Origin of the sequence: Enteractinococcus fodinae, from assembly GCF_031458395.1 — a bacterium.
Lineage (GTDB): Bacteria > Actinomycetota > Actinomycetes > Actinomycetales > Micrococcaceae > Yaniella > Yaniella fodinae.
The window spans coordinates 2736433-2759531 of the sequence record NZ_JAVDYJ010000001.1 but is presented as its reverse complement, the minus strand read 5'-3'; the positions used below and the strand labels follow the sequence as shown (position 1 = coordinate 2759531).

At 58.2% G+C, this 23099-nt stretch carries 18 protein-coding genes; 8 read left to right on the top strand and 10 right to left on the bottom strand.

The window, feature by feature from the left end:
• Nucleotides 1–72: 72 nt before the first annotated feature.
• The 7 genes from J2S62_RS12920 to J2S62_RS12890 all read right to left on the bottom strand — a co-directional run bounded on the left by J2S62_RS12920 (nt 73) and on the right by J2S62_RS12890 (nt 8508).
• Nucleotides 73–1341: a type 2 periplasmic-binding domain-containing protein gene (locus J2S62_RS12920; protein WP_310175404.1), complete on the bottom strand. Its 1269-nt coding sequence runs from the start codon at nt 1339–1341 to the stop codon at nt 73–75.
• Between the two features lie 291 nt (nt 1342–1632).
• The gene (locus J2S62_RS12915) at nt 1633–2466 is read right to left on the bottom strand and encodes an SDR family oxidoreductase (protein ID WP_310175402.1); all 834 of its coding nucleotides are present in this window, start codon (nt 2464–2466) and stop codon (nt 1633–1635) included.
• The gene (locus tag J2S62_RS12910; RefSeq protein ID WP_310175400.1) at nt 2463–4139 is read right to left on the bottom strand and encodes a class I adenylate-forming enzyme family protein; all 1677 of its coding nucleotides are present in this window, start codon (nt 4137–4139) and stop codon (nt 2463–2465) included. The genes J2S62_RS12915 and J2S62_RS12910 overlap by 4 nt, the downstream gene beginning before the upstream one ends.
• A gap of 4 nt (nt 4140–4143) precedes the next feature.
• Complete coding sequence (locus J2S62_RS12905; protein ID WP_310175398.1) at nt 4144–5115, bottom strand: cyclase family protein; 972 nt, start codon at nt 5113–5115, stop codon at nt 4144–4146.
• A gap of 210 nt (nt 5116–5325) precedes the next feature.
• A complete protein-coding gene (locus J2S62_RS12900; protein ID WP_310175395.1) occupies nt 5326–6531 on the bottom strand; it encodes an acyl-CoA dehydrogenase family protein in 1206 nt (401 codons plus the stop codon).
• A gap of 77 nt (nt 6532–6608) precedes the next feature.
• Nucleotides 6609–7430 carry an SDR family NAD(P)-dependent oxidoreductase gene (locus J2S62_RS12895; RefSeq protein WP_310175393.1) on the bottom strand — a complete coding sequence of 274 codons (822 nt, stop codon included), beginning with the start codon at nt 7428–7430 and terminating at the stop codon, nt 6609–6611.
• A gap of 4 nt (nt 7431–7434) precedes the next feature.
• Entirely contained in the window at nt 7435–8508 is a 1074-nt protein-coding gene (locus tag J2S62_RS12890) for a phosphotransferase family protein (protein ID WP_310175391.1), read from the bottom strand.
• Between the two features lie 194 nt (nt 8509–8702).
• Between J2S62_RS12890 and J2S62_RS12885 the strand changes: the two genes are divergently transcribed.
• The 4 genes from J2S62_RS12885 (at nt 8703) to J2S62_RS12870 (ending at nt 11830) form a co-directional block, all read left to right on the top strand.
• Complete coding sequence (locus J2S62_RS12885; RefSeq protein ID WP_310175389.1) at nt 8703–9911, top strand: CaiB/BaiF CoA transferase family protein; 1209 nt, start codon at nt 8703–8705, stop codon at nt 9909–9911.
• The gene (locus J2S62_RS12880) at nt 9898–10332 is read left to right on the top strand and encodes an acyl-CoA thioesterase (protein WP_310175387.1); all 435 of its coding nucleotides are present in this window, start codon (nt 9898–9900) and stop codon (nt 10330–10332) included. Before J2S62_RS12885 ends, J2S62_RS12880 begins: the two co-directional genes overlap by 14 nt.
• Before the next feature lie 111 nt (nt 10333–10443).
• Nucleotides 10444–10872, top strand: a complete 429-nt coding sequence (locus J2S62_RS12875) for a universal stress protein (protein WP_310175385.1) — start codon at nt 10444–10446, stop codon at nt 10870–10872.
• A gap of 133 nt (nt 10873–11005) precedes the next feature.
• A complete protein-coding gene (locus J2S62_RS12870) occupies nt 11006–11830 on the top strand; it encodes an enoyl-CoA hydratase/isomerase family protein (RefSeq protein WP_310175382.1) in 825 nt (274 codons plus the stop codon).
• Between the two features lie 81 nt (nt 11831–11911).
• Here J2S62_RS12870 and J2S62_RS12865 read toward each other — a convergent pair whose 3' ends face one another.
• Nucleotides 11912–13078, bottom strand: coding sequence for an acyl-CoA dehydrogenase family protein (locus J2S62_RS12865; RefSeq protein ID WP_310175380.1), 1167 nt, complete (start codon nt 13076–13078; stop codon nt 11912–11914).
• A 199-nt stretch (nt 13079–13277) separates the two neighbouring features.
• Here J2S62_RS12865 and J2S62_RS12860 point away from each other — a divergent pair, with 199 nt between their 5' ends.
• The gene (locus J2S62_RS12860) at nt 13278–14930 is read left to right on the top strand and encodes a thiamine pyrophosphate-binding protein (RefSeq protein WP_310175377.1); all 1653 of its coding nucleotides are present in this window, start codon (nt 13278–13280) and stop codon (nt 14928–14930) included.
• A 219-nt stretch (nt 14931–15149) separates the two neighbouring features.
• Nucleotides 15150–16733, top strand: a complete 1584-nt coding sequence (locus tag J2S62_RS12855) for an AMP-binding protein (RefSeq protein ID WP_310175375.1) — start codon at nt 15150–15152, stop codon at nt 16731–16733.
• A gap of 40 nt (nt 16734–16773) precedes the next feature.
• Here J2S62_RS12855 and J2S62_RS12850 read toward each other — a convergent pair whose 3' ends face one another.
• Entirely contained in the window at nt 16774–18171 is a 1398-nt protein-coding gene (locus tag J2S62_RS12850; protein WP_310175373.1) for an MFS transporter, read from the bottom strand.
• 294 nt (nt 18172–18465) lie between these two features.
• On the opposite strand from J2S62_RS12850, the gene J2S62_RS12845 reads away from it, so the two are divergent.
• Nucleotides 18466–19257: an SDR family NAD(P)-dependent oxidoreductase gene (locus J2S62_RS12845; protein ID WP_310175371.1), complete on the top strand. Its 792-nt coding sequence runs from the start codon at nt 18466–18468 to the stop codon at nt 19255–19257.
• A 144-nt stretch (nt 19258–19401) separates the two neighbouring features.
• Here the strand turns inward: J2S62_RS12845 and J2S62_RS12840 are convergent, their stop codons facing one another.
• Nucleotides 19402–20595, bottom strand: a complete 1194-nt coding sequence (locus J2S62_RS12840; protein ID WP_310175369.1) for an acetyl-CoA C-acyltransferase — start codon at nt 20593–20595, stop codon at nt 19402–19404.
• Between the two features lie 194 nt (nt 20596–20789).
• Between J2S62_RS12840 and J2S62_RS12835 the strand changes: the two genes are divergently transcribed.
• Entirely contained in the window at nt 20790–22925 is a 2136-nt protein-coding gene (locus tag J2S62_RS12835) for a 3-hydroxyacyl-CoA dehydrogenase NAD-binding domain-containing protein (RefSeq protein WP_310175367.1), read from the top strand.
• The last annotated feature ends 174 nt before the right edge of the window (nt 22926–23099 follow it).

Genomic DNA, 23099 nt, shown 5'->3' with positions numbered 1-23099 from the left:
CATAATCGAAAGATTGGAGGACCATCAGCATGCTGATGGTCCTCCAATCCGTTGCGCCCCGCGACAGTGCGGTTATTCGGGTCGGTGCTGTAGAGCGGCTTCTTCGAATACCCGCTCGCCCAGTGGGCGGAAGTCCACCTCGCCGGGCTCGTACCATTCGTCAAGTTCAGACAGCTCGCCCCCGTCTGTGTAACCGAGCTCCTCTACAATCTCGGTCCATTTCTCAGCCGATGCTTGCAGTTCGTCCCGGACATCTTCATCAAGCACGCCGTCGGCGATGAGATCGTCAACGAGTTCTTCTTGTACCTCGGACATGCGTGCTTCGACTTCGGGATCGATCGCGGTGAAGCCGCCGCCAGCCTCTCGGGCGTCGATGACTGATGCGACTCCCGAGTCCAAGGTATTGGCTAATTGTCCGTGGAACAGATCAACTTCGGCGTCGAAGATGATCTGTTGGTAAGCCAGGGGCAGCTCTTTAAAGCTGGCTCCAGCGACATGGGCGGCTGTCGCCCCACCGGTCATCCGACCCTCGCTAAATAGCGAAACGTGGGGAGCCACCTCGAGTATGCCGGTTGATCCAGCAACCTGTGCTTGCACGAAGGTGCAATCGACAGTCCCGCGCTGCAGGGCTTCGAAGGTCTCACCGTATTCCATGGAGACCGGCGATGCGCCAATGCTTTCAGTAATCGTCGTTTGAGCAGTCCCTCCGATGCGGAGCTGACGCCCATTCCAATCCTCCATGGCCACCCCCGGAGAGTTGCAAGCCATCCAGTAATCGCCTGAGGATAACAGCGGCGATAACGGCGTGAGACCCTTTTCTTCATACTCCTGCATGAGCTGGTCGTTGTTCCAGGCCAATTCACTCATCATCGCCTGGGAAATCGCTTCGCCGGTCAGTGGGTCCGCACTAGAATACTGCGTTAGCTTGTTATATGCGTCGATAGTGGGGTACGCCGCTGGATCGTAGATCGGTACATGATAAGAGATATCGATCCGCCCATCGGCCAAGGCGTCATCAATCTCAGGGTATCCCGCGATGGCCTGTCCCCAGACCATATCCAGCGTGATCTTGCCTCCGGACCGTTCCTCCACTGCCTCTTTGAATGACATGCCGGTCACGGCGGATGGCTTATTCGGAGAGCTTGCGCTCGGCTGATACACAAGGGTTACAGGTTCCAAGTCCTCAATGACCGCATCTACCTCCTCCTGCGAGGCACCGTATTCAAACCCTTCTCCCTGAGCACTGGCATTCGTATCGCCTACAGCTCCTGCGCAGGCCGTGAGCAGCATAAGAGATGAGAGCGCGGCGCCGACCGATCCATACAGTCGTTTTCGTGTCATATATTCTCCTTTGATCGGTGATCCCACTCGCGTAGCGCACCGGAGGTATCTCCGTGCTCGCCCCGGAAGAGTCAGGCTGATTTGCCGCGAGCGGTTATGTGATGTATTTCACTCAAACCAGTTCGAGCGTAACCTAACATGAACTCACATTCAACTACACGCGGGCGCCTCATTTTAAAGAAAGAATCAGCAATGGCGGCGCAGCAATGAGCGGTCTCAGTCGCACATTCTCGTTCGGATGCGCGACTGAGATCGGAAACCAGGAAAGCTCGTGTGGCTGCTTTGCAAAAGCTAGCTCACCGTACGTTGGCCGGCTTTCGCTAGCGTGTTCTGGTATCGTCGCATTCCGCTCAGCCAACGGTCGTAGTCGGCCCCTTTGCGCTGGTGCATATCCAGGACTTCTGGGTGCGGCAAAATGAGGAACCGTTCCTCTTCGAGCGCTTCGAGTACCACGTCGGCCACCACAGTGGGGTCGAGGATCTCTCCGGCGGAGGTCACCGACCGGGTGGCCATCGTCCCGATCTCATCGCCGAGCTGTTCGCCTGCACGTAAGAGGGGAGTCTCAACGGCCATAGGACACAAGCAGCTCACGCGAATACCTTGGTCGCCATAGGTGACCGATAACCACTCGGCAAAACCTAACGCTGCATGTTTCGTCACGGAATACGCGGGCATCCCGATCTGGGTCAGTAGTCCGGCAGCAGAAGCTGTGCTAATAAAGTACCCTTCGCCGCGCTCTAACCACCGGGGGATCATGACCTGTGCCGCTCGCACATGGGCGCGAATGTTGACTTCAAACGCGGTGTCCCAGGACTCGTCTGATGCGTGCAAACCGGGCTCACCAGCCACCCCGGCATTGGCGAAGAACATATCCACCGGCCCAAAGGCGTTCTCGGCCTGTTCGACCAACCGAGTGATATCCGTCGTGGCGGCAGCATCGGCCACTACGGCTAGTGCAGCATTCGGATGACTGTCATTAATCGCCTCCACTACGGTTTCCACGGCGCTGGGCTGGAGGTCAGAGACAACCACTTTGGCACCTTGACGCGCCAGGGCGGCGGCGAGAGCGCTACCGATGCCCCCGCCACCACCGGTGATGACGGCTACTTTGTTATTGAAGCTCAAGCTGAGTCCTTTGCCGTGTCGCGAAGCTGGCGTCGCAGGAGCTTGCCAGTGGCCGTTTTAGGGAGTTCGGGCAGGATCTCGACCGAGCGTGGATACTTGTAGGCGGCCATCCGTTCTTTGCAGTGCTCGATGAGTTCGGCTTCGGTCACCGTCGCGCCAGAACGTACGCTTACGAAGGCTTTGACCGTCTCACCGCGGTAGGCATCGGGTACGCCGATAACCGCAGCTTCCAGCACCGCTTCGTGTTCGTACAATACGTCTTCGACTTCGCGCGGCCAGATCTTATAGCCGGCGGCATTGATCTGGTCCTTCTTGCGGTCGATGATATAGAACCAACCGTCTTTGTCCATGTACCCGACATCACCGGTATGCATCCGCCGATAGCGCGTGCCTTCCGGGAGGTCTTTGGCGGTGGCTTCAGGCTTGTTCCAATATCCAGCCACCACCTGGGGTCCTTCGGTGACCAGTTCACCGATCTCCCCGGCAGGCAAGTCGTGGCCTTGTTCATCGACGATCCGGACGACTGTGTCGTACACCGGAACCCCCACCGAGGTAGCACCGGTGACCTCGTCGACTGGGGCGCGCACGCCATAGGGCACCCCGTGCGAGGGTGAGGTAGTTTCGGTCAGTCCATAAATGTTATGGATGTAATGATCGAACATCTTTTCAAACGCGATAATCGTACTCGGCGGGATTGGTGCTCCGCCGGAATAGATTTTCGTCAATGTTTTGAGCGACTCGGGCTTCACGTCCGGAACATTCATCAGCGCAATAAACACGGTGATCGAGCCGGCGGTGAAGGTCGCGCCCTGCTCTTCAATCGTGCGGATGGTTTCTTGCGGCTCCATCCGACACATCAGTGCTAACGGTGCTCCGGTCAGCAGTGTTGCGGCGATGTGTGCGATCAGTCCGGTGATGTGAAATAGCGGAGCCACCCCGAGGATGACATCATCGCTGTCGAGTTCTACCCACTCGCGGTACGTTTGCGCGTTGAAGACCACGTTCCGATGCGTGGTCATGGCCCCTTTGGGCGGTCCGGTGGTGCCTGAGGTGTAGGTCAGAAACGCGATCGAGTCTGGACCCAGTTCAGCCGCCGGTGGGCGCTGGCCGCGATTTTCTGCCAAGAGATTGGCCATGTCGATGGTGTCCGGGCAGTCGATGACCTCAACGTTGGCCAGTGGACCACGATTGAGGCTCTGGTATTCGAGCTCAGAAGTGGTGACCACGGTGCGCACTTGGGTGTTGGGTACGACCTCGCGTGCGACATTCTGGTATAAATCCTGCATGGAAACCAGGACGGTCGCACCGGAGTCTTGCAGTATCTCCGTGAGTTCACGGCTGCGGTACATCGGATTGGCCGATACTGCGATCCCACCGGCTTTCCACGTGCCGACTTGAGCGATGACGAATTGTGGAATGTTCTGAGCGAAGATGACCACGCGCTCGCCGGCTTGAAATCCATGTTCAAGGATCCCGGCAGCGAACGCGTCGCTGAGTTCATCAAGTTCCCGGGCGCTGATGCGACCGTCGTAATAGCGAATGAGGTCAGCTTCGGGGTCTCTGTCAACCGTGGCAGCGAACATCTCGAGTGCCGAGTCGAATTCGATGTCTAACGATGTTTTGGTCGGATCGGGATATTGGGCCAGCCACACCTTCTCGTCGTAAATACTCATGCGATCACCGCAAAACCACTGGGTTGACGGGTGCGCCGGTGCCCTCGACGATGTTCAGCGGTGCCGCGGTGTAGAGGAAGTCCCATCGGCCGTCAGCCGCACACGCCTCAGCGAGTTTATCGAGGTCACAGATTTCCGTCAGCACAACCCCGAGGTTGCGCATCAGGGCGCAGTGCAGCGGCAGAGCCACGCCGGACTTAGGTTCATACGTGACTTCGTTTGCGATGGTATCTGTCACCAGGTTGGGGATTTCGCGATCGTTAAACCAGTCGACGAGTTCCCGAGAGTAGGTCAGTCCCGGCTCCATGAAGCCGTCATAGAACTCTTCGTTGGGTACAGAATAGAAGTAAGTCAGAAAGCCGGTGCGGATCAGCAGGATGTCGCGTTGCTCAAGCTCCACGCCCTGCGCTTTGGCAGCTTCCTCGAGATCGTTGTGGTCAAAGGTTTCACCCTTATCTAACCATTTCTTGCCGCGATGCCGTGCCATATCGATCAAGACTCCGCGCCCGGCGACACCGCGTTCGGCAATGGGCTGGACCGAGGCCTTTTTATTGCCACCCACGGTGCTGCGAGCATCATAGCCGTTCCAAATTTGACCGTCGTACCACACGTGCCCGAGGGCGTCATACTGGGTCGAACCTTGCAGGAAGATCTCGGCTTTGTCGTCCGAGTAGTGGAGGCCGCCGGGAAACTCCGGTGCGCTCTCCTTGCCAGGATCCCACGATGATTCATCGAGCACATTTTCCCGCTTAATGCTCTGTCGCCCCGGGAAGACGGGGTCACCGTGCGGGTGACCCATGGGGATCTGCAGGGTGAAAACTTCACCGCTCTTGACGTATTGGACGCCTCGGAGCACCTGCGAGGCATCCAGGTAGTTCAGGGCACCGAGTTCATCATCATCGCCCCACTTCCCCCAGTTCTTTGGGGTGTCCTCGCCGAGTAATTCATGCATGGTAGGTACAGTTTCTGCGGTCATGACAGACTCCTCTGTATGCAAAGTGTAAGTTCTTAACAGACCACAGCCGATCGAGTGATCGGTCGAGTGGTGTGTGATTAGCGTCTCACTCATTTGGGCTCTGGTCAAGAGTCTGAGGCAGAAAAACCCCGCCCCACGAGTACTCGGAGGCGGGGATGTTTTCTCGTTTCACCTGGGCGTGAGCGTTCGGCGGCTCGGGTTTCCGTCGCCTTAACCTACATACGGAGGTGTGCGGCGCAGTTCACCTCTGGCAACGGTGCGGCGGTGTACTGCATCGGGTCCATCGACGATGCGCAGTGCGCGGGCCCACGCGTAGAAGTATGCCAGCGGGGTGTCATCGGAGACCCCAGCTGCTCCGAAGATCTCGATCGCGCGATCGATCACCGCGCAGGCGACCTGCGGGGCGATGACCTTGATCGCCGAGATTTCAAAGCGGGCATCCTTGGCGCCGACGGTGTCGATCATCCACGCGCAGTGCAGTACCTGCAGGCGTGCTTGGTCAATTTCGATTCGCGAGTTCGCGATGTGTTCTTGTACGACGCCCTGATCTGCCAGTGGTCCTCCGAAGGCATTCCGAGATTTGGCTCGATCGACCATCAGGGCCAGTGCGCGTTCGGCCATGCCGATCGCTCGCATCGCGTGGTGGATACGGCCGGGGCCGAGACGAGCTTGTGCGATCGCGAAGCCGCCACCTTCTTCGCCCAACAGGTTCTCGACCGGCACGCGGACATCGCGGAACACGAGTTCCGAGTGTCCGTGCTGGTCCTGATAGCCGAACAATGGCAGGTGGCGTTTGATCTCTAAGCCGGGGGTGTCGCGGGGGACGAGCACCATCGACTGCTGGCGGTGGGTCTCGGCCTCGGGGTCGGTCTTACCCATCACAATGAAGATTTCACAACGAGTGTCAGCGACCCCGCTGATCCACCATTTGCGCCCGTTGATCACGTACTCGTCGCCCTGACGCTCAATGCTCAGCTGCACATTGGTGGCATCCGAGGAGGCCACATCGGGCTCGGTCATGGCGTAAGCGGAACGAATCTTGCCTTCTTTGAGCGGCTCAAGCCACCGGGCCTTCTGCTCGTCGGTGCCGAATAAATGTAAGGTTTCCATGTTTCCGGTGTCGGGAGCCTGGCAGTTGATCGCTTCGGGGCCAATGACGACGGACCACCCGGAAATTTCGGCGATCGGAGCGTATTCGAGGTTCGAGATGCCGGACCATTCAGGCAGGAACAGGTTCCACAACCCGCGGCGACGAGCCTCTTCTTTGAGGTCTTCCATGATCGGAGCGTAGGCGTGCTCGCCGTGGGTCCGTTGGTATTCCGCGACGACCGGTTCGGCGGGGAACACCTTTTCTCGCATGAAGTCCCACATGGTCTCGGAGAGCTCTTGGGTGCGTGCACTCGGGGTGAAATCCATCAGTATTCCTAAGGTGGTTGAAGTGGCTGAGTTTCTATAGGGAAAAGTATGTTTCCGAGACCAAACGGTGAGTTGGTTCAGTGCATGGTCATGCCGCCGTCGACGGTCAGTGTGATGCCGGTGATGAAGGAGGAGGCATCGGAGGCTAGAAAGACCAGGGCGCTATCGAGTTCGTACTGGCGGCCAAGGCGACCGAACACGGTGTTGGAGGTGATGTCTTCGAGCATGTCTTGAGGGATCTCGTCGGTCATTTCCGAAGCGAAGTATCCCGGGGCCAGTGCGTTGACGCGAATACCGCGTCGGGATCCCCACTGGGCCGCGAGATCGCGGGTGAGTCCCAGTACGCCGGCCTTTGTTGCCGAATACGCGGCTTGCGGGGCAAATCCGGCCGTCAGGCCTAAGACGCTGGCGATGTTGACGATGCTGGAACCGGGCTGCATCACGGCGGCGCATTCTTTGGCCATCCAGTAGGCGCCATTAAGATTGACGTCGACCACCGAGCGGAATTGCTCTGGGGTTTCTTTCAACGCCGGTACCGCTGTGCCCATTCCCGCGTTGTTGACGAGGATATCGACGCGACCGTGTGTTTCCACCACGGTACGCACCAGTTCGGCACAGACCTCTGGATCAGAAACATCAGCTTCGACGGTGGTGGCCTGTCCACCATTGTCCGTGATCTGTTCTGCCAGCGCTTCCAGCTTCTCGCGTCGGCGCGCGGCTAGGACCACAATTGCGCCTGCTGAGGCCAGAGCTTTGGCGAAGCCGGCGCCCAGACCCGAGGACGCTCCGGTGATGATGGCAACCCGTTGGTCCAGGCGGAATCTGTCCAGCACCGGAACATCGTCGGAGAGGTCTCCGGTGCGTGGATCGACAGCGACGGAGGTGGCGTTTTCGGGCATCGGATTATTCTCCTTGCAAGCGGTCTAATGTGGTGTGGCCGTATTCAACGATTTCTACGATCTGGCTTGCGATATCTCCGAAGGACTGACCGGCCATATCGCCGGCATCGGCGCGGGTGGCGACCCCTTGGGCGATCGCCGCAAACTTGAACGCCGAAAACGCCAGATACCAGGGCATTTGGCTGGCATCGGTGCCAGTGGCAGAACAGTATCGTTCGATCAGATGGTCTGGGCCCGGCCATTCGTGGCTGCGGCTAATGCCCGGGATCAGCGGCATGATGGGTCCGTTAGCATCGCCCCAATACAACACACTCAGAGCCAGGTCAGCGATCGGGTCGCCCAGTGTGGAGAGTTCCCAATCCAGGACCGCTTTAATGCGCCCGGGGTTCTCAGCGTCAAAAATGCAGTTGTCCATACGGTAGTCCCCGTGCACAATGCGGGCCGGGGGAGAGGTCGGCATGGATTGTCCGAGTCGGTGGGCCAGTTCGGGTAGCCGATCGGTGCGGACCGAGTCGTTGGCTTTCTCCGATTGGCCCAGCCAGCGGCGTAGCTGACGTTCCAGATACCCCTCGGTTTTGCCTAAATCGCCCAGGCCCACTGCAGCCGGGTCCACCGCGTGTAGCTCGATCATGACATCGATGAGTTCATCGGCCATGGCCTGTTTCTGGTCAGTCGTGGTGGCATAACCGGCGGGTAGTTCTTCACGGATGATGTGGCCTTCCACCTTCTCCATGACGTAATAGGGCACTCCGAGGTCTTCCCCGGTGGTCTCGTTGACGACCACGGTGGCCACCGGCACTCCGGTGTCTACCAAGCCCTGCTGGATCCGGGCTTCGCGGCCCATATCGTGAGCGCTGGGCAACAGTTTTCCAGTGGGCGGTCTGCGCAGAATCAGCTGTTGTCCGCCTGCTGAGGTCAACGTGAAGGTGAGGTTGGACTTCCCACCGGCAACAAGTTCTGCCGTGAAATCCCGCCAGGTCTCGTCGTCGGTTGCTTCAGCTATTCGCGGGCCGACCGCGTCAGGATGCACGAGATGCTCAGTCGTCTCCCGATCCTGCTGTGCTTGTCCTGCTGTCATAAAGGTCCACCCTGTCTCACGAACGATACCGAGCGAACGCTCGGCTTCTACCAATGCTAGGGTGGCCCATGCCACAGGCAGATGTCAAGCTTGCAGCATTGTCGGAAGGGTATCAATCCGGGCCGCAGTTCGTATTGGACAGTTCGTGCGACCGGTGGTTCTATGAGGTAGAGCACTTCGAATAGGACGTTTCTATGATCAATGCACTGAATTCTCAGGACCCAAATTCGCCCCAGGGCCCCCTGGCTGGAGTTGTCGTGGCTGATTTCAGCCGCGTACTGGCTGGCCCCTACTGCACCATGCTGCTGGCCGATATGGGTGCAACCGTCATCAAGGTGGAAAGCCCCGGCGGGGACGATACCCGCCAGTGGACTCCGCCCGAACGCGACGGCGTGAGCACGTATTACTTGGCGATCAACCGGAATAAGCATTCCATCACCTTGGACATGACCGACCCCGCGGATCTGCAAACCGCCTATGACATCGTCGATCAGGCCGATGTTTTCGTGGAGAACTTCAAGCCCGGCAGCCTGGCCAAGTTCGGTCTTGACTCCGAAGCCGTTGCTGAGCGCTGGCCGGGCATCGTCCACGCCTCGATCACCGGTTTTGGCAGTGCCGGAGGTGCCGATATGCCCGGTTACGACCTCTTAGCTCAGGCCATGTCAGGCATGATGTCCATTACCGGCAGCCAAGACGGTCCTCCGCAGCGCGCCGGAGTGGCAATGTTCGACGTGATGACCGGTATGCACGCCTCGATCGGTATTCTGGGGGCGCTCCGCGAACGCGACATCTCCGGGCAAGGTCAGCATCTGGAAGTGAACCTTTTGTCCTCTGCACTGTCAGGACTGGTGAATCAGACGTCTGGTTATGCTGCCGCTGGCAACGTGCCAACCCGGCTGGGCAATGACCACCCAAGCGTGTACCCCTACGGGCCGTTCGCCACCGCGGATCGAGATTTGATCATCGGATGCGGCAACGACAACCAGTTCGCAAAGCTCGTTCAGCACTTGGGCATGCCTGAGCTAGCCGACGACGAGCGATTCCGCACCAACAGCCAGCGCAATGCGCACAGGGAAGAACTGCGGGCACTGTTGGAAGAAGCGCTGTCCACCGCGACCGCCGATGAGTGGTTCGAACGCTTCCGGGCCGCGAAGATCGCCAGCGCCCCGATCCTGACCATTGGTGAAGGCGTCGAGTTCGCCGACGAAATCGGGCTGAACCCGATAGTCGAAGCCGGCGGCCCAGACGACAGTGTGCCCACGATCAAACACCCGGTTGATTACAGTCGCACGCCCGCCCGGTACGATAAAGCTCCGCCGGCATTAGGCGCGGATCGGGATGCCGTCCTTGCCTGGCTCAAAAGCCGACAAGCCCAAGGAGAGCACGCCAATGTCGCCTACTGAGGTCCCAGAGCACGCCTTCACCTGCGAGTTGCAGGTGCGCTGGTCAGATCAAGACGTCAACGAACACGTCAATAACAGCCGCATTTTGACCCTGACCGAAGAAGCGCGCGTGCAGGCCACCAAAGCCTGGACCGGCGTGGTTCCTGATGCCCGGGTCGTCCGGGCGCTCAACGTGTCATTCGAACATCCGATCCATTACGGGCCAGCGCTGATCGCTCACGTGTGGATTTCTCGGATAGGCACGTCGTCCTTTACCTTCAGCCACACCTTGAGCCAGGACGGCGTTCGGTGCGCCTATATCGAAGCCACGGTCGTCACCATCGACCCCGAGACGAAGCAATCCAGGCCATTGTCTGACCAGCTCCGGGCAGCGCTTGTCCCGCAATTGGCGGCAGAATCCGTGACGGGGCCCGGTAACTAAGGGACGCACACTTGCGCTCGCGGTGAGTCTCACACCTCCCTTGACTCCTTCATAGTAGCTATACTGTGCCAAAGTAGTGCTACATGAGCTAACCCCGACGGGAGCATAACCGTGATAAATACGATCGTGACAGGTGTTGACGAAAGTGAAACGGCCGCTGTTGCAGCAAGAAAGGCTGCGGAGTTGGCCAATGTCCATGAAGCAGAACTCCACGTGATCAGCGCTTATGGCAACCAGGAAGTTAGAACCCTGCGTGCCGGCGGGGACGTGGTGGAGATCAATCAGGTTGAGAATGCCACCCGGGTAGCCAAAGGGGTAGCAGATTCACTGCGGGGGGAGTTCCCCAATCTGACGATTACCTCGAACGCAGCGTTGGGTCAGCCCGGGGAGGCTCTCGTCTCCACGGCATCAGAACTGGATGCCGATCTGATCGTCGTTGGTAATAAGCGAGTTCAGGGATTTAGTCGGGTGCTGGGAAGTATCGCCCGGGATGTCGCATCCGAGGCGCACTGCGATGTGTATATCGCCTACACACGATAAGTCTTAGTGCAATTAAGAGAGCAGGCTCGAATACGAGCCTGCTCTCTTGTTGTTTAAGCCAGATACAGTCCGTTTAGCATCCTTGAAGCGTCTGACCCTTCTGCAACGCATCTTGTCTCGCTAAACTGCATCAATGACTTCTTTTGACTCAAACTCTGAAAATATTCACCTTGATTATCCCGAAGCCGGTATCGCTCGCATCACCTTCACCCGTCCAGAGCGGATGAACACCGTCGATGTGGACTTCGTTGCCGACCTCAACCATGCCCTCGCGGATATCGAAGCAGATCTCGATATCCGAACATTGATTCTGACGGGCCAGGGCCGCGCATTTTGTGCGGGTCTGAACCTCACCGGGTACGGCGACGAGGAGCTCATCGAGACCCAGGGTAAACTGCCGCGGGCGATGGCACGGCAAAAAGAAATCGCCGACCTAGTCGCGACCATCCGAGGCCTGCGAGTTCCCGTGATTGCTGCCGTCAACGGCGCCACCGCAGGAGTGGGTCTGTCCATTCTGTGTGCGTCAGATATCCGCTACGCAGTCCCCGAAGCAAATCTCGCCGTGGGCTACATCCGCGCCGGATTCTCAGCTTGCGATATGGGATTATCCTGGTTGTTGCCTCGGATCATCGGTGCCGGACGGGCACAGGAATTGATGCTCACTGGCCGTCGCTTTACTCCGGCTGAAGCCCAACAGGCCGGCTTGCTGGCTGATGTAGTAGAGGCCGATGTTCTGATGGATCGGGCGCTAGAGACCGCGCGGCAAGTTATGCAGAATGCCCCGATTTCCGTGGAATTTACCAAGGAAGGCCTCTGGGCGTCGTTAGAGATCTCATCCTTCGATGCAGCCGTGGAATTCGAGAACCGGCAGCAAATTTACACTGCTCTAACCGAGGACCGGAGCGAGGCTACCGCATCGTTCCTCGAAAAACGTGCGCCGCAATACGCACGCCGCTAATCAAGAGGCTCTCGAAAGGTATAGTGCACGAATCCGAGGATTGCTGCCTTAGAAGTATGGGCAGCAATCCTTGTGGTCTCCTTAGTAGGACTTCGGCAGGTCTAGCACGTGGTTTGACACGTAGTTGAGGACCATTTCTTGGCTGACGGGAGCTAACCGGAGGAGTCGAGATTCGCGGAAATAACGCTCGACGTTGTATTCCTTGGCATAACCCATACCTCCGTGCGTTTGGACCGCGCTGTCGGCGGCTTCGAAACCGGCATCTGCACACAGCCATTTGGCCATGTTGGCCTCCTTGCCACAACTGAGGCCTTGATCGTAGCGCCACGCTGCCTGGCGGGCCATGAGTTCTGCGGCATCTAGCTTGATGGCGGCTTGGGCCAGTGGAAACGCGATCCCTTGGTTCTGGCCGATAGGGCGGCCAAAAACGACGCGGTCTTGAGCGTACTGAGAAGCGCTTTCCAAAGCTGCCCTTCCGATGCCTAAGGCTTCGTGAGCAAGGAGAATGCGTTCGGGGTTGAGGCCGTCCAGCAGGTACTTGAAGCCTTGTCCCTCCTCACCGACTAATGCACTGTCAGGGACGAAGTAGTTATCAATCGCTACTTCGTAGGAGGCAACCGCGTTGCGTCCCATTTTCGGAATAGCGTTGAGTTGAATGTGCTCGGTATCCAGATCGATGAGGAACAGCGACATGCCGTCGGTAGACCGCGTCACATCTTCGCGTTTTGTGGTCCGTGCGATGAGCACCATCTTTTGTGATTGCTCCGCTTTCGTGATCCAAACCTTCCGTCCATTCAGGACGTATCCGCCTTCAACACGTGTTGCGAAAGTCGAGATCCTGGTGGTGTCTGTGCCAGCATCCGGTTCGGTAACGCCGAAACACACGTGAAGGGAGCCGTCTGCTGCAGCCGGTAAAACTTCTCGCCGGAGTTCTTCGCTGCCGTGTTTGACGATCGTATTGAGGCCAAATATGGTCAGATGCATAGGGCTGCAGCCGTTCATGCCGGCACCAGAAGCGGCGATTTCTTCAAGCAGCAGCGAGGCCTCAAATATCCCCATTCCACCGCCCCCGTAGTCTTCTGGGATAGCGATACCGAGCCAACCACCTTCCGCGAAAGCGTTGTAAAACTCCCAAGGAAATTCATTCTGGCTGTCTCGTGCAGCCCAATATTCATCGGGGAAGCTTCGTGCAAGCTCTCGCGCAGCAGACTGTATGTCTAGTTGTTCGTCGGTCAGTTGGAAATCCACGGAAGAAACCTTTCCTAGCGTCGAGGCTGGTGCTTTGTGCACGCAGTGCGGTCGCCTTGTGGCGATGGAGGCTCGGGAGGGGCATGCAGCTCGGGGGAAGCCGCAGAGCCTTTCTAGCTATGACCCGCCTCACAGTACTCGTGTAGTATCTTATCCGGGTCACGGAAGTGACCGCTCACACTTAAAGGGAAGCGAGGATGTGTTGAAGGTTTTCGAAGCAGTCGCCAAATATCTGGCGGAGGAAAGAGCAGGACGACCTATTTTTGGGCTCATGGGAGATGCCAATCTAGGGTATTTGGGGGCCTTCCTCGAACGAGAATCTGGACACTACATTTCTGCAGCGCTCGAGGGCGGTGCGGTGTCGATGGCCGACGGCTGGGCTCGCGCCACCGGTGAGGTCGGGGTCGTTTCGGTGACCCACGGCCCTGCGTTGACGAATACGCTGACCGCCCTGACCGAAGCGGTCAAGTCTCGCAGCGGTATGGTGCTCATCGGTGGCTCGCCCCCAGAAGTCGACGGGCACTTCCAGTACGTCGACATTGAAGGCTTCGCACGCTTCGCCGGGGCCGCATTCGTGAAAGTCCGGCAAGAGCGCGAACTGCTCCGCATGCTGGACAAAGCCTTCACCCGTGCAGCCCAAGACTCCATCCCGGTGGTCCTCGATATCCCGTTCCAGCTGCTGCGCAAAGACGTTGAATACCGTTCCCCGCAGATTGCCCCAGTCGAAGGGCGTCGGGTGGGCCCAGACGCCGATTCCGTTGACGAGGCACTGGCCGCCCTAACCTTTGCCAAACGTCCGCTGCTGATTGCGGGACGTGGCGCGGTCGTCTCGAAGGCGCGGGAAGAAATTCTCGCGCTGGCTCGTGCTATCAACGCACCGGTTATGACCACCCTCATGGCCAAGGACTACTTCGACGGGGAGCCAGAGAATCTCGGCATCCACGGCACGCTGTCGAACGGTCCTGCGCTGGCCTACATGGCGGATGTTGATGTGGTGATGTCGTTCGGTGCCTCGCTGAATAGTTTCACCACCGACAAGTTCGAATTGCTCAAAGACCGCGTCCTGATTCAATCTGACATCAGCCCGGCAGCACTCAGTAGCCACGGACCCGCTCACCAAGCGATTGTGGCCGATGCGAAAACCTTGGCGCAAACCATGCTGGACCGGTTGGAAGAAGCAGACATGGGCGCTGAGCGAGCCGCGTACATGGAGACGATTGCCGCAGCACCGGATCGTGAAGCCAAAGATCTCTACGAATCGACCACCGGCGACGGCTTTATCGACATGCGCGATGCCACCAGCTGGTTCTCCGACATCCTGCCCGAAGGGGCGATGCAGGTCTGCGACGTGGGGCGTTTTGTCTACTCCACCTGGCCGCACATTACTATTGACCCCGAACGCTGGGCCTACATCGGCGCGTTCGGGTCCATTGGACTAGGCACCGCGGCCGCAGTCGGGGCCGCCGCTGCCCGCCCAGACACACCGACCGGGCTCTACGTTGGGGACGGCGGTCTGATGCAGGGTCTTGTCGAACTCAATACCGCCGTTCGGCATAAGCTGCCCTTAGTCGTGCTCGTGCTCAACGACCAGTGCTACGGCGCCGAATACCTCAAACTCGACTACTTTGGCAGCAAAGTGGACTGGGCGACCTTCGAATGGCCCTCCTTTGCTGAAGTCGCTCGCAGCCTTGGCGCCCATGCTGTTCGAGCCACCAGTATGGAAGAACTCGAACCCGCAGCAGAAGCCATCAAAGAGCAAAAATTCCCGCTGCTCATCGAAATTGTCGCTGATCCCCACAAGGTCGCGAACCGACCCGGTATCGTGCCCACGGCCGCGTCAACTACCGCTTGATCTAGACGGTACTTTCCAACCCCTGCACGGCATTCAATCGAACCCGATCTTCTCGGTGAGTGCCGTGCAGGACTGGTTAAACCTTACGGCTCTTCGTGGCCTCAAGAGTGTGGTCGGTATGGTTGGCGCGTGCTCGTGCACGTGCTAGTGTCATACATCACATACATCAGAGCGATCGATCGGTCCACCTAAGAGTGTTTGCGAAGAGTGAGGAAGTCAATGAAACCATCCGCTGAGCGTAGAGCTCTCGAGTTATCTCAAGCGCCATCAGTTCCTGCCCGAATCGAGGGGCATGCCCACGAAGCTCCGCAAGCTACGGCGGTGAGCTTCAATGGTCATGACATGAACTGGGAGACGTTCGCGGAGCTGGTGCGGTATTGCGCAAAGAACCTGAAAGAACGCGGGATCGAACAGGGCGATCGAGTCGCGCTGTTGCTGACCAACCGCCCGGAGTTTCTAATTGTCACCTCTGCGGCGGCGGCAATCGGAGCGATTTCCGTACCTATCAATTTCCGCCTGGCCGCTGGTGAAGTTGCCTATATTCTCAACAACGTCACTCCGAAGCTGTTGTACGTCGAGCAACAGACAGCCGAGCTCGCAGAGGCCGCGGCGACTAACGCGGCCACCCAGCCGGAGGTCATCGACTGCGACACAGCAGACCTTCTCGAGGCGACTTCTTACCCGGCCGGTAAGCTCGATGATGCTGAGCTGTTCATTCCTGAGGCGGGCGACGATTTCGCGATCATTCACACTTCGGGCACCACCGGCAACCCAAAGGGCGCGGTGATTTCGCACGGCAGTATCTCCATGTGCGCGTCGAAGGTCGCCAGTCGGTGGGGTCTGCGTCGCGGTGAGGGAGTGGTCATGCTCGCGCCGCCGCTGTTCCACATTGGCACTTTCCTGGCCAGTCACGGAGCGCTTGTTGGTGGTAGTACTTCACTGGTGGTTCCTAGCACCGGCTTCGATCCGGTCCAAACGTTGGAAACGATGAAGCGCTTCGCGGTGACCGCGGCGTTCATGGTGCCTCAACAATGGCAGATGCTGTGCGCGGAGATTGAGCGAGTAGGTGGCGAAGGCTTAGCGCTGACGCATGCCAACTGGGGTGGGGCGCCGGCCAGTGAAAAACTCCTGGAACGCATGAAAGCTAACTTGCCCGGGACCGAAGTGAAAGCCTCCTTTGGGCAGACAGAGACGACCGGGTACGGAGTAGGTCTGGAGTTTGCAGACTCGTTGCGCAAAATCGGCTCGGTTGGCAAGCCCGAAAATGATATGTCCGTGCGGGTAGTCGACCCAGACATGAACGACGTGGCCGTGGGGGAAGTCGGCGAGATCGTCTACCGCGGAGTAGGCGTGATGAGCCGTTATTGGAATAACGAAGAGGCCACGAACGAAGCCTTTCGAGGCGGCTGGTTTCACTCAGGAGACCTGGTCAAGCGTGATGATGAAGGCTTCATCTATGTCGTGGACCGGCTCAAAGATATGATTATCTCAGGCGGAGAGAACATCTACTGCGCTGAGATTGAAAATGTGTTGGCTTGGCATCCCGATGTCGCCGATGTCAGCATTGTCGGCCGCCCGGATGAGAAATGGGGCGAAGTCCCAGTGGCCTGTATTATTCCCAAAGACCCGAATAACCCACCAGATCTCGCCTCCGTGAGAGAGTATCTGGCCGATCGCCTGGCCTCATATAAGCATCCAAAGGATGTGCGCATTATCGAGGCGTTCCCGCGCTCAGGGATTGGCAAGATCCAAAAGAATGTGTTGCGCCAATCAGTCCAGTCAGCGGAAGCACTAGCTGACTAATTGCTGGGGACAGCTCTCCAAGCAGTAGGGGAGTGACCGGTCACAACGCCTCAACAGCCGCCTTCTGGGGTCGTTTGGAATACCAGATCAGTACGGCGCTGACCAAGGCAGCTATCAATCCCAGGACAAAGACGAGGACAAACCCCTCCGGTTCTGGGACTTCGTTGCCGTTTACGGGCACGCTGTAGGCTGCCAGCACCATGCCCGTCACGGTGGCACCGGAGCTGGTGCCAATGCTGCGCATCAGGGCGTTGACGCCAGTGGCAGACCCTGTGGCATCCCGAGAGACTTCGCTAATCACCAACGTTGGTATTGCGGCGTAACCGATTGCGACTCCGGCCAGCAACAGAGAACTAAATGCCACAATGTGCCAGACCTGGTCGTGCCAGATGAGGGTAAGCGCATAGGCGGCAGCGGCGGTGAGTGCCCCGATCGAGGTGGCGACCCTACCACCGTAGCGACTGGTCAAACGAGCTGCCAACGGTGCTACCGCCATCATGGCAATAGCACTGGGCACTAGAGCGATACTGGCCAGCAGCATGCTCAGCCCTAACCCGGCGTCGGTTTCGCTCGGCAGCTCCAAGATCTGAAGAAACGCAACTTCCGAAACGAAGAACGAAAATCCCAGCGCGATCGTGCCTAGATTTACCATCAGCAGCGGGCGACGAGCCAAAATTCTCAGGTCGACGATGGGATCGACGGTCCGAAGTTGGTACAGTCCCCACACGTAGAGCACCACGACTCCGCCGAAGAAGGTGCCAAGTGTCTGTGTGGATACCCACCCCCAGACGGGACCCTGGGAGATAGCAATCAAAATTCCGGATAGTCCCACCGCGAGCCCGGCTGCCCCGATCAGGTCGAGGCGTTGTTGCGTGCCAACCGAGCGCGGCACCACGCGCCAGATGAAAATAAGGTTCACAATCCCCAGTGCGGCAGACGACCAGAACAGCAGCTTCCAATCGCCGGCTTCCACGATCCAGGCACTCAGCGGCAGCGCGATGGCACCACCGAAGCCCAAACTGGCGCTGATAAAAGCGATGCCAGTAATGCGCTGCTTCGGGTCCTGTTGATCGCTCATGATCGACATACCAACGGCGATGATCCCCATGCTGACACCCTGGAATGCTCGGCCAACTAATAACCACCCCAAGCCCTGAGACACAGCGGCAATCACAGAACCGACCACTAGCAAGCACATGAGTGCCAAAGCCACTTTGCGTTTGCCAATAATATCGCCCAGCCGCCCCGAGATCGGTGTGGTTACTGCAGCAGCCAACAGCGAGATCGTCAAGACCCAAGCCGTTGAACTGCGCGAGGCATCGACTAGTACTGGAAGATGATTTTGAATCGGAACCACCAGGGTCTGCATGAATGAAGCGCTCGTCCCAGCGAAGCCGAGTACTGCGACCAACGCCCAGGGGCGTCTCTTCGTTCGCATTGTTGTCTTACGGAACACTGCGGAGCCCTTCCTCGCCGTCTACGACTTCTGCCAACTGCAGGAACTACCGCCGAAAACGGCCTCAAACTAGCACTGTACCGTACGCTCGGTCCGCAGCGAATGAATGTGCGGCTGTCCTGCTGTGAAACGTGACCGCGTACCAGAGGGACTGCGTTGGTGAGGAAGGCTTGCCCTTGGGGATACTTGCGCCACGCAGCAACACACCAGGTCATTGCCACCCTCAGCACGGTAGATTGTAATCTGCATCACTGTATAACAGCAAAGGAATCCCTTGTGAGTATTAATTTCGCTTCTCGTTCTGTGGCCGAATCCACCGTCATGGTCACGGGTGCTGCCAGTGGCATGGGGCGCGCCACGGCACTCCTCTTCGCATCCGAAGGCGCCCGCGTAGTGCTCGCCGATCGCTCCGAGGAAGAGTTAGAGCAGGTCATGACAGAGCTTTGCGACGCCTTCCCGCAGGCTGAGGCATTATCTGTTGTGTGCGATGTGCGGAAGCCGGAAGATCTGAAAAATCTGGTGTCCGCTACGGTGGAACGCTTCGGCGGGATCGATACGCTGGTGAATAACGCTGGCATCTCCCGACGCAACAACATTTCTGAGCAAGAAGAAGCAGAGTTCGAGGAAATCTGGCAGGAGGTGCTCGACATCAACCTCACTGCGCATGTGCGCCTTGTTCGGTTGGCGCTGCCGCACCTCAAAGAATCCGATGCAGGTCGCATCATCAACATCGCCTCGAGTGAAGCGCTCGTCTCTCAGGGTGGGCTCATTAGCTACTCCGCGACCAAATCAGGGGTCGTGGGCATTACCCGCAGCATGGCCATTGAGTTGGCTGACCACGGCATCACCGCGAACTGCGTCTGCCCCGGACCAATCGATACGGGCATGACGGCCCGCTACCCAGAAGAGGCCAAAGCGAAATACGCACGTCGACGTGTCCCGATGCGTCGGTATGGGCGCCCCGATGAGGTAGCACAAATGACGTTGAACCTCGCCCTGCCCGCTTCCAGTTACGTGACCGGCGCGGTCATCCCTGTGGATGGTGGCATGACGATGTTCCACGTCTAACCCATGTGCATTCCTCAGGCAGGCTTCTAAAGGTTAAACACAGAGAGCTCCTGTTGGGTCGGTGCTGTGCTTAGCACTTTCCCACAGGAGCTCTCCGTGATCATCTCGCGCCTCAATGCTGGGGCGACGAGATATCGTTACGTGTTAGAACCTTTCAAACAGCGCTGCGGCACCCATGCCACCGCCGATGCACATTGTGACAACAACACGCTTGACGTCACGACGTTCTGCGGCCAGCAGGCCATGGCCGGTCATGCGAGCACCCGACATGCCGTAGGGGTGGCCAATGGAAATTGCTCCACCGTCGACGTTCAATTTTTCCGTCGGAATCCCGAGTACGTCCTGGCAGTACAGCACCTGGACGGCGAATGCTTCGTTGAGTTCCCACAGGTCAATGTCGGAGACATCCAGGTTCATCTTTTTCAGCAGCTTAGGTACTGCTAGTGCAGGTCCAATACCCATTTCATCAGGTGCAACGCCTGCAGTCGCAAAACCAGCTAGGCGACCGAGTGGTTTGAGGCCGCGTTCTTGGGCTTCGTCTGCTGACATAACCGTCAGAGCTGCCGCACCGTCTGAAAGTTGCGAGGCATTACCGGCGGTGATCGATGCTTCGTGTGGAACTTGGTCAGCCATCACGGGATTCAACCCGGAGAGTTTTTCTGCCGTGGTTCCGGGTCGGTTACCTTCATCTTGTTCCAGCGTGACTTCTTTGGTCTCGCTATTTGGATCCTTCGGATCTGTAAAAGGACAGGACGGCAGTGGCACAATTTCCTGATCGAAGCGGTTGTCGGCCTGCGCTTCGGCGGTGCGCTCTTGTGACATGGCAGCGTATTCGTCTTGTCGGCTGCGGGAGATCGAGTACCGGTCCGCTACAGTTTCGGCGGTTTGTAGCATCGAGTGGTAGATTCCCGGCACATTGTGCTCCAGCCATTCATCCTTGGCTCGGAATCTGTTCTGGTGCTCGTTCTGCACCAACGAAATCGATTCGGCGCCCCCCGCCACGACGATATCGGCGTCGCCAGCTTGGACCATGCGGTTGGCGATCACAATCGACATCAAGCCTGATGCGCACTGACGGTCCACGGTCATGCCCGAAACTGTGGTCGGGAGTCCGGCGCGTAGTGCAGCCTGCCGGCCAAAGTTTCCACCCTGAGCGCCCTGCTGTACTGCCGAACCTAGAATGACATCGTCAACTGCAGACGGGTCAAGTTCAGCTCTCGAAACCGCATGCTGGATTGCATGCCCAGCGAGTTCCTGGGATTGGGTGTTGTTGAAAGCACCCCGGTAAGCCCGGCCAATCGGCGTGCGGGCAAATGAAACCAATACAGCGTCTCGCATTACTACCTCCTGAAGATGTGTGTACCACACATAGGCTAGCGCAATAGTGGCCCACTTCACTGTTATGTGTCATAGTTCACGATGTTGCTATAGTCGAAAAGGATGTTTCGGATCACCGGCCACTGGTTTTAGCGTCGAGGCCGGTACCGGAACCCCAGCCAACACCCACGTAACACCAAGGAGAACAGGGACCTGTGAGCACAGCATCGCCAGCACAACAGACCATGTCAGAGACCGTAACCCTAGAGATCGTCGATGCCGTGGCGGTCATCGAGATTGCGAATCCGCCAGTGAATGGGCTGGGCGATACCACGCGTAAGGGCCTCAGCGATGCCCTCGCGCAGGCATTTGCCGATGACGCCGTCACCAGCGTTGCTATTACCGGAGCTGGTCGAGGGTTCAGCGGTGGTGCTGATGTGCGGCAGTTCAATACTCCAGCCGCTACAGCCGAACCCGGACTGCGCACCATTTTTGCGCAAATTACCGCAGCTGAAAAACCTGTGGTGGCTGCCATCCATGGCTTCGCCCTGGGTGGGGGACTCGAACTCGCGCTGGCCTGTCACTACCGCATCGCCCAAGAGGGCGCCTCGATTGGATTGAGTGAGGTCAACCTCGGGCTCATTCCCGGAGGTGGCGGCACGCAGCGGCTGCCACGCCTCATTGGAGCGAACAAAGCCTTGCAGCTGATTCGTAAGGGCGCCTCCTTGGATGCCACCAAAGCAAAGGACCTGGGTGTCGTGGACGCCGTCTTTACTGGTGATCCAGCCGAGGCAGCTCGCACCTTCCTTGCCGAAAAAACCTCGAGCACGCAGGACCACCCCGTCCTTGACGAGCTTCCCACCGCTGCGGCTGACGGAGCTGACTTTGAGGCGGCCCGTGCCGAAGCGAAAAAGAACCGACGCAACGGCCGCGCCGAACTCGCTGCCATCGACGCAGTCGAAAAATCCTTGAGTCTACCGATCGAAGCTGGACTCGACGCGGAACGAGCACTTTTCGCCGACCTAATTGACGGCCCAGAATCGAAAGCACTGCGGTATCTGTTCTTTGCCGAGCGCATGACCCCCAAACTCGCTTCGGTCCCGAAAGATACTCCGATCCGCGATATCAAGACCGCCGGGGTCATCGGTTCCGGAACGATGGGTGTCGGCATCGCCATTTCCCTGGCCAACGCAGGCATCGCTGTTACCTTGATTGATAAAAGTGCCGAAGCCCTCGACAAAGCTACAGAGCGCATCGCCGGCATCTACGAGAGCTCGGCTAAAAAGGGACGGCTGACCGCTGCGGAAGCTGAAGAGAATAAGAACCGCATCGTGACTGCTACCGACTATTCTTCACTCAATGATGTCGACCTCATTATCGAAGCGGTCTTTGAGGATCTCGACGTCAAGCAGTCGGTCTTCAAAGAAATCAGCCAGATTGCTCGGCCTGATACCATTCTGGCGACCAACACCTCTCGCCTGGATGTCAACAAAATCGCTGACGTGACGACCAAGCCGGAAAATGTGATCGGCCTGCATTTCTTCAGCCCAGCGCACGTCATGCGGTTGCTTGAAGTGGTGCAAGCAGACCGGACCAGCGACGAAGTGCTGGTCAGCAGCATGAAGTTGGGGCAGCGGATCGGGAAACAGCCGGTCCTTTCCCAGGTGTGCGATGGCTTCATCGGTAACCGGATGCTCTCGCCTTACCGCCGAGAAACTGATCTGTTACTCGAAGCCGGTGCGACGCCACAGCAAGTGGATGCTGCGCTGACAGATTTCGGCATGGCCATGGGCCCCTTTGCCGTGAGCGACCTCGCCGGGCTCGACATTGGCGAGGCCGGACGAGAGACCTTCCGACAGACCGCAGACCCGGTGCTGCTCGAATCGGACTCTGAAATCTCTACCATTTTGGTCGAGGCCGGACGCTATGGTCAGAAGACTGGCGCGGGGTACTACCGGTACGAAGAAGGGAATCGCACTCCGCAACCCGATCCGTACGTTGACGAAGTGATCGAACAAGCTGCCGCGAAGAAGGGCGTGCAGCGGCGCGAGGTCTCCGATGAGGAAATCGTAGAACGTAGCATGTTGGCGCTGATCAACGAGGGCGCAAAACTGCTAGACGAGGGCATTGCCCAGCGTGCCTCCGATATCGACGTCGTGTGGACCAGCGGTTACGGCTTCCCTGCGTACCGCGGCGGCCCGATGTACTATGCAACCACTCTGGGCTTGGAGCACGTTGTCTCGAAAATGCGTGAATTCCAACAGAACATTGGTGAGTACTGGAAGCCCGCTGATTTGCTTGAACGGCTGGTCAAAGCCGGGAAGAAAGACTTCTCTGACCTAGACGTCTAACGACCTCAGCGTCGCTGATCTTAGCAACTCAAAAGCACTGGGCGTTTCATCCCTCAAGGCGATGGAATGCCCAGTGGCATGTTTTCGGGGTGTCATGTGTTACGCCACGAATCGTCATGGGGTGCAACGCGCTTCGATGTGATGTAAGTTACGGAAGTAGCGTCTGCAGGTCTG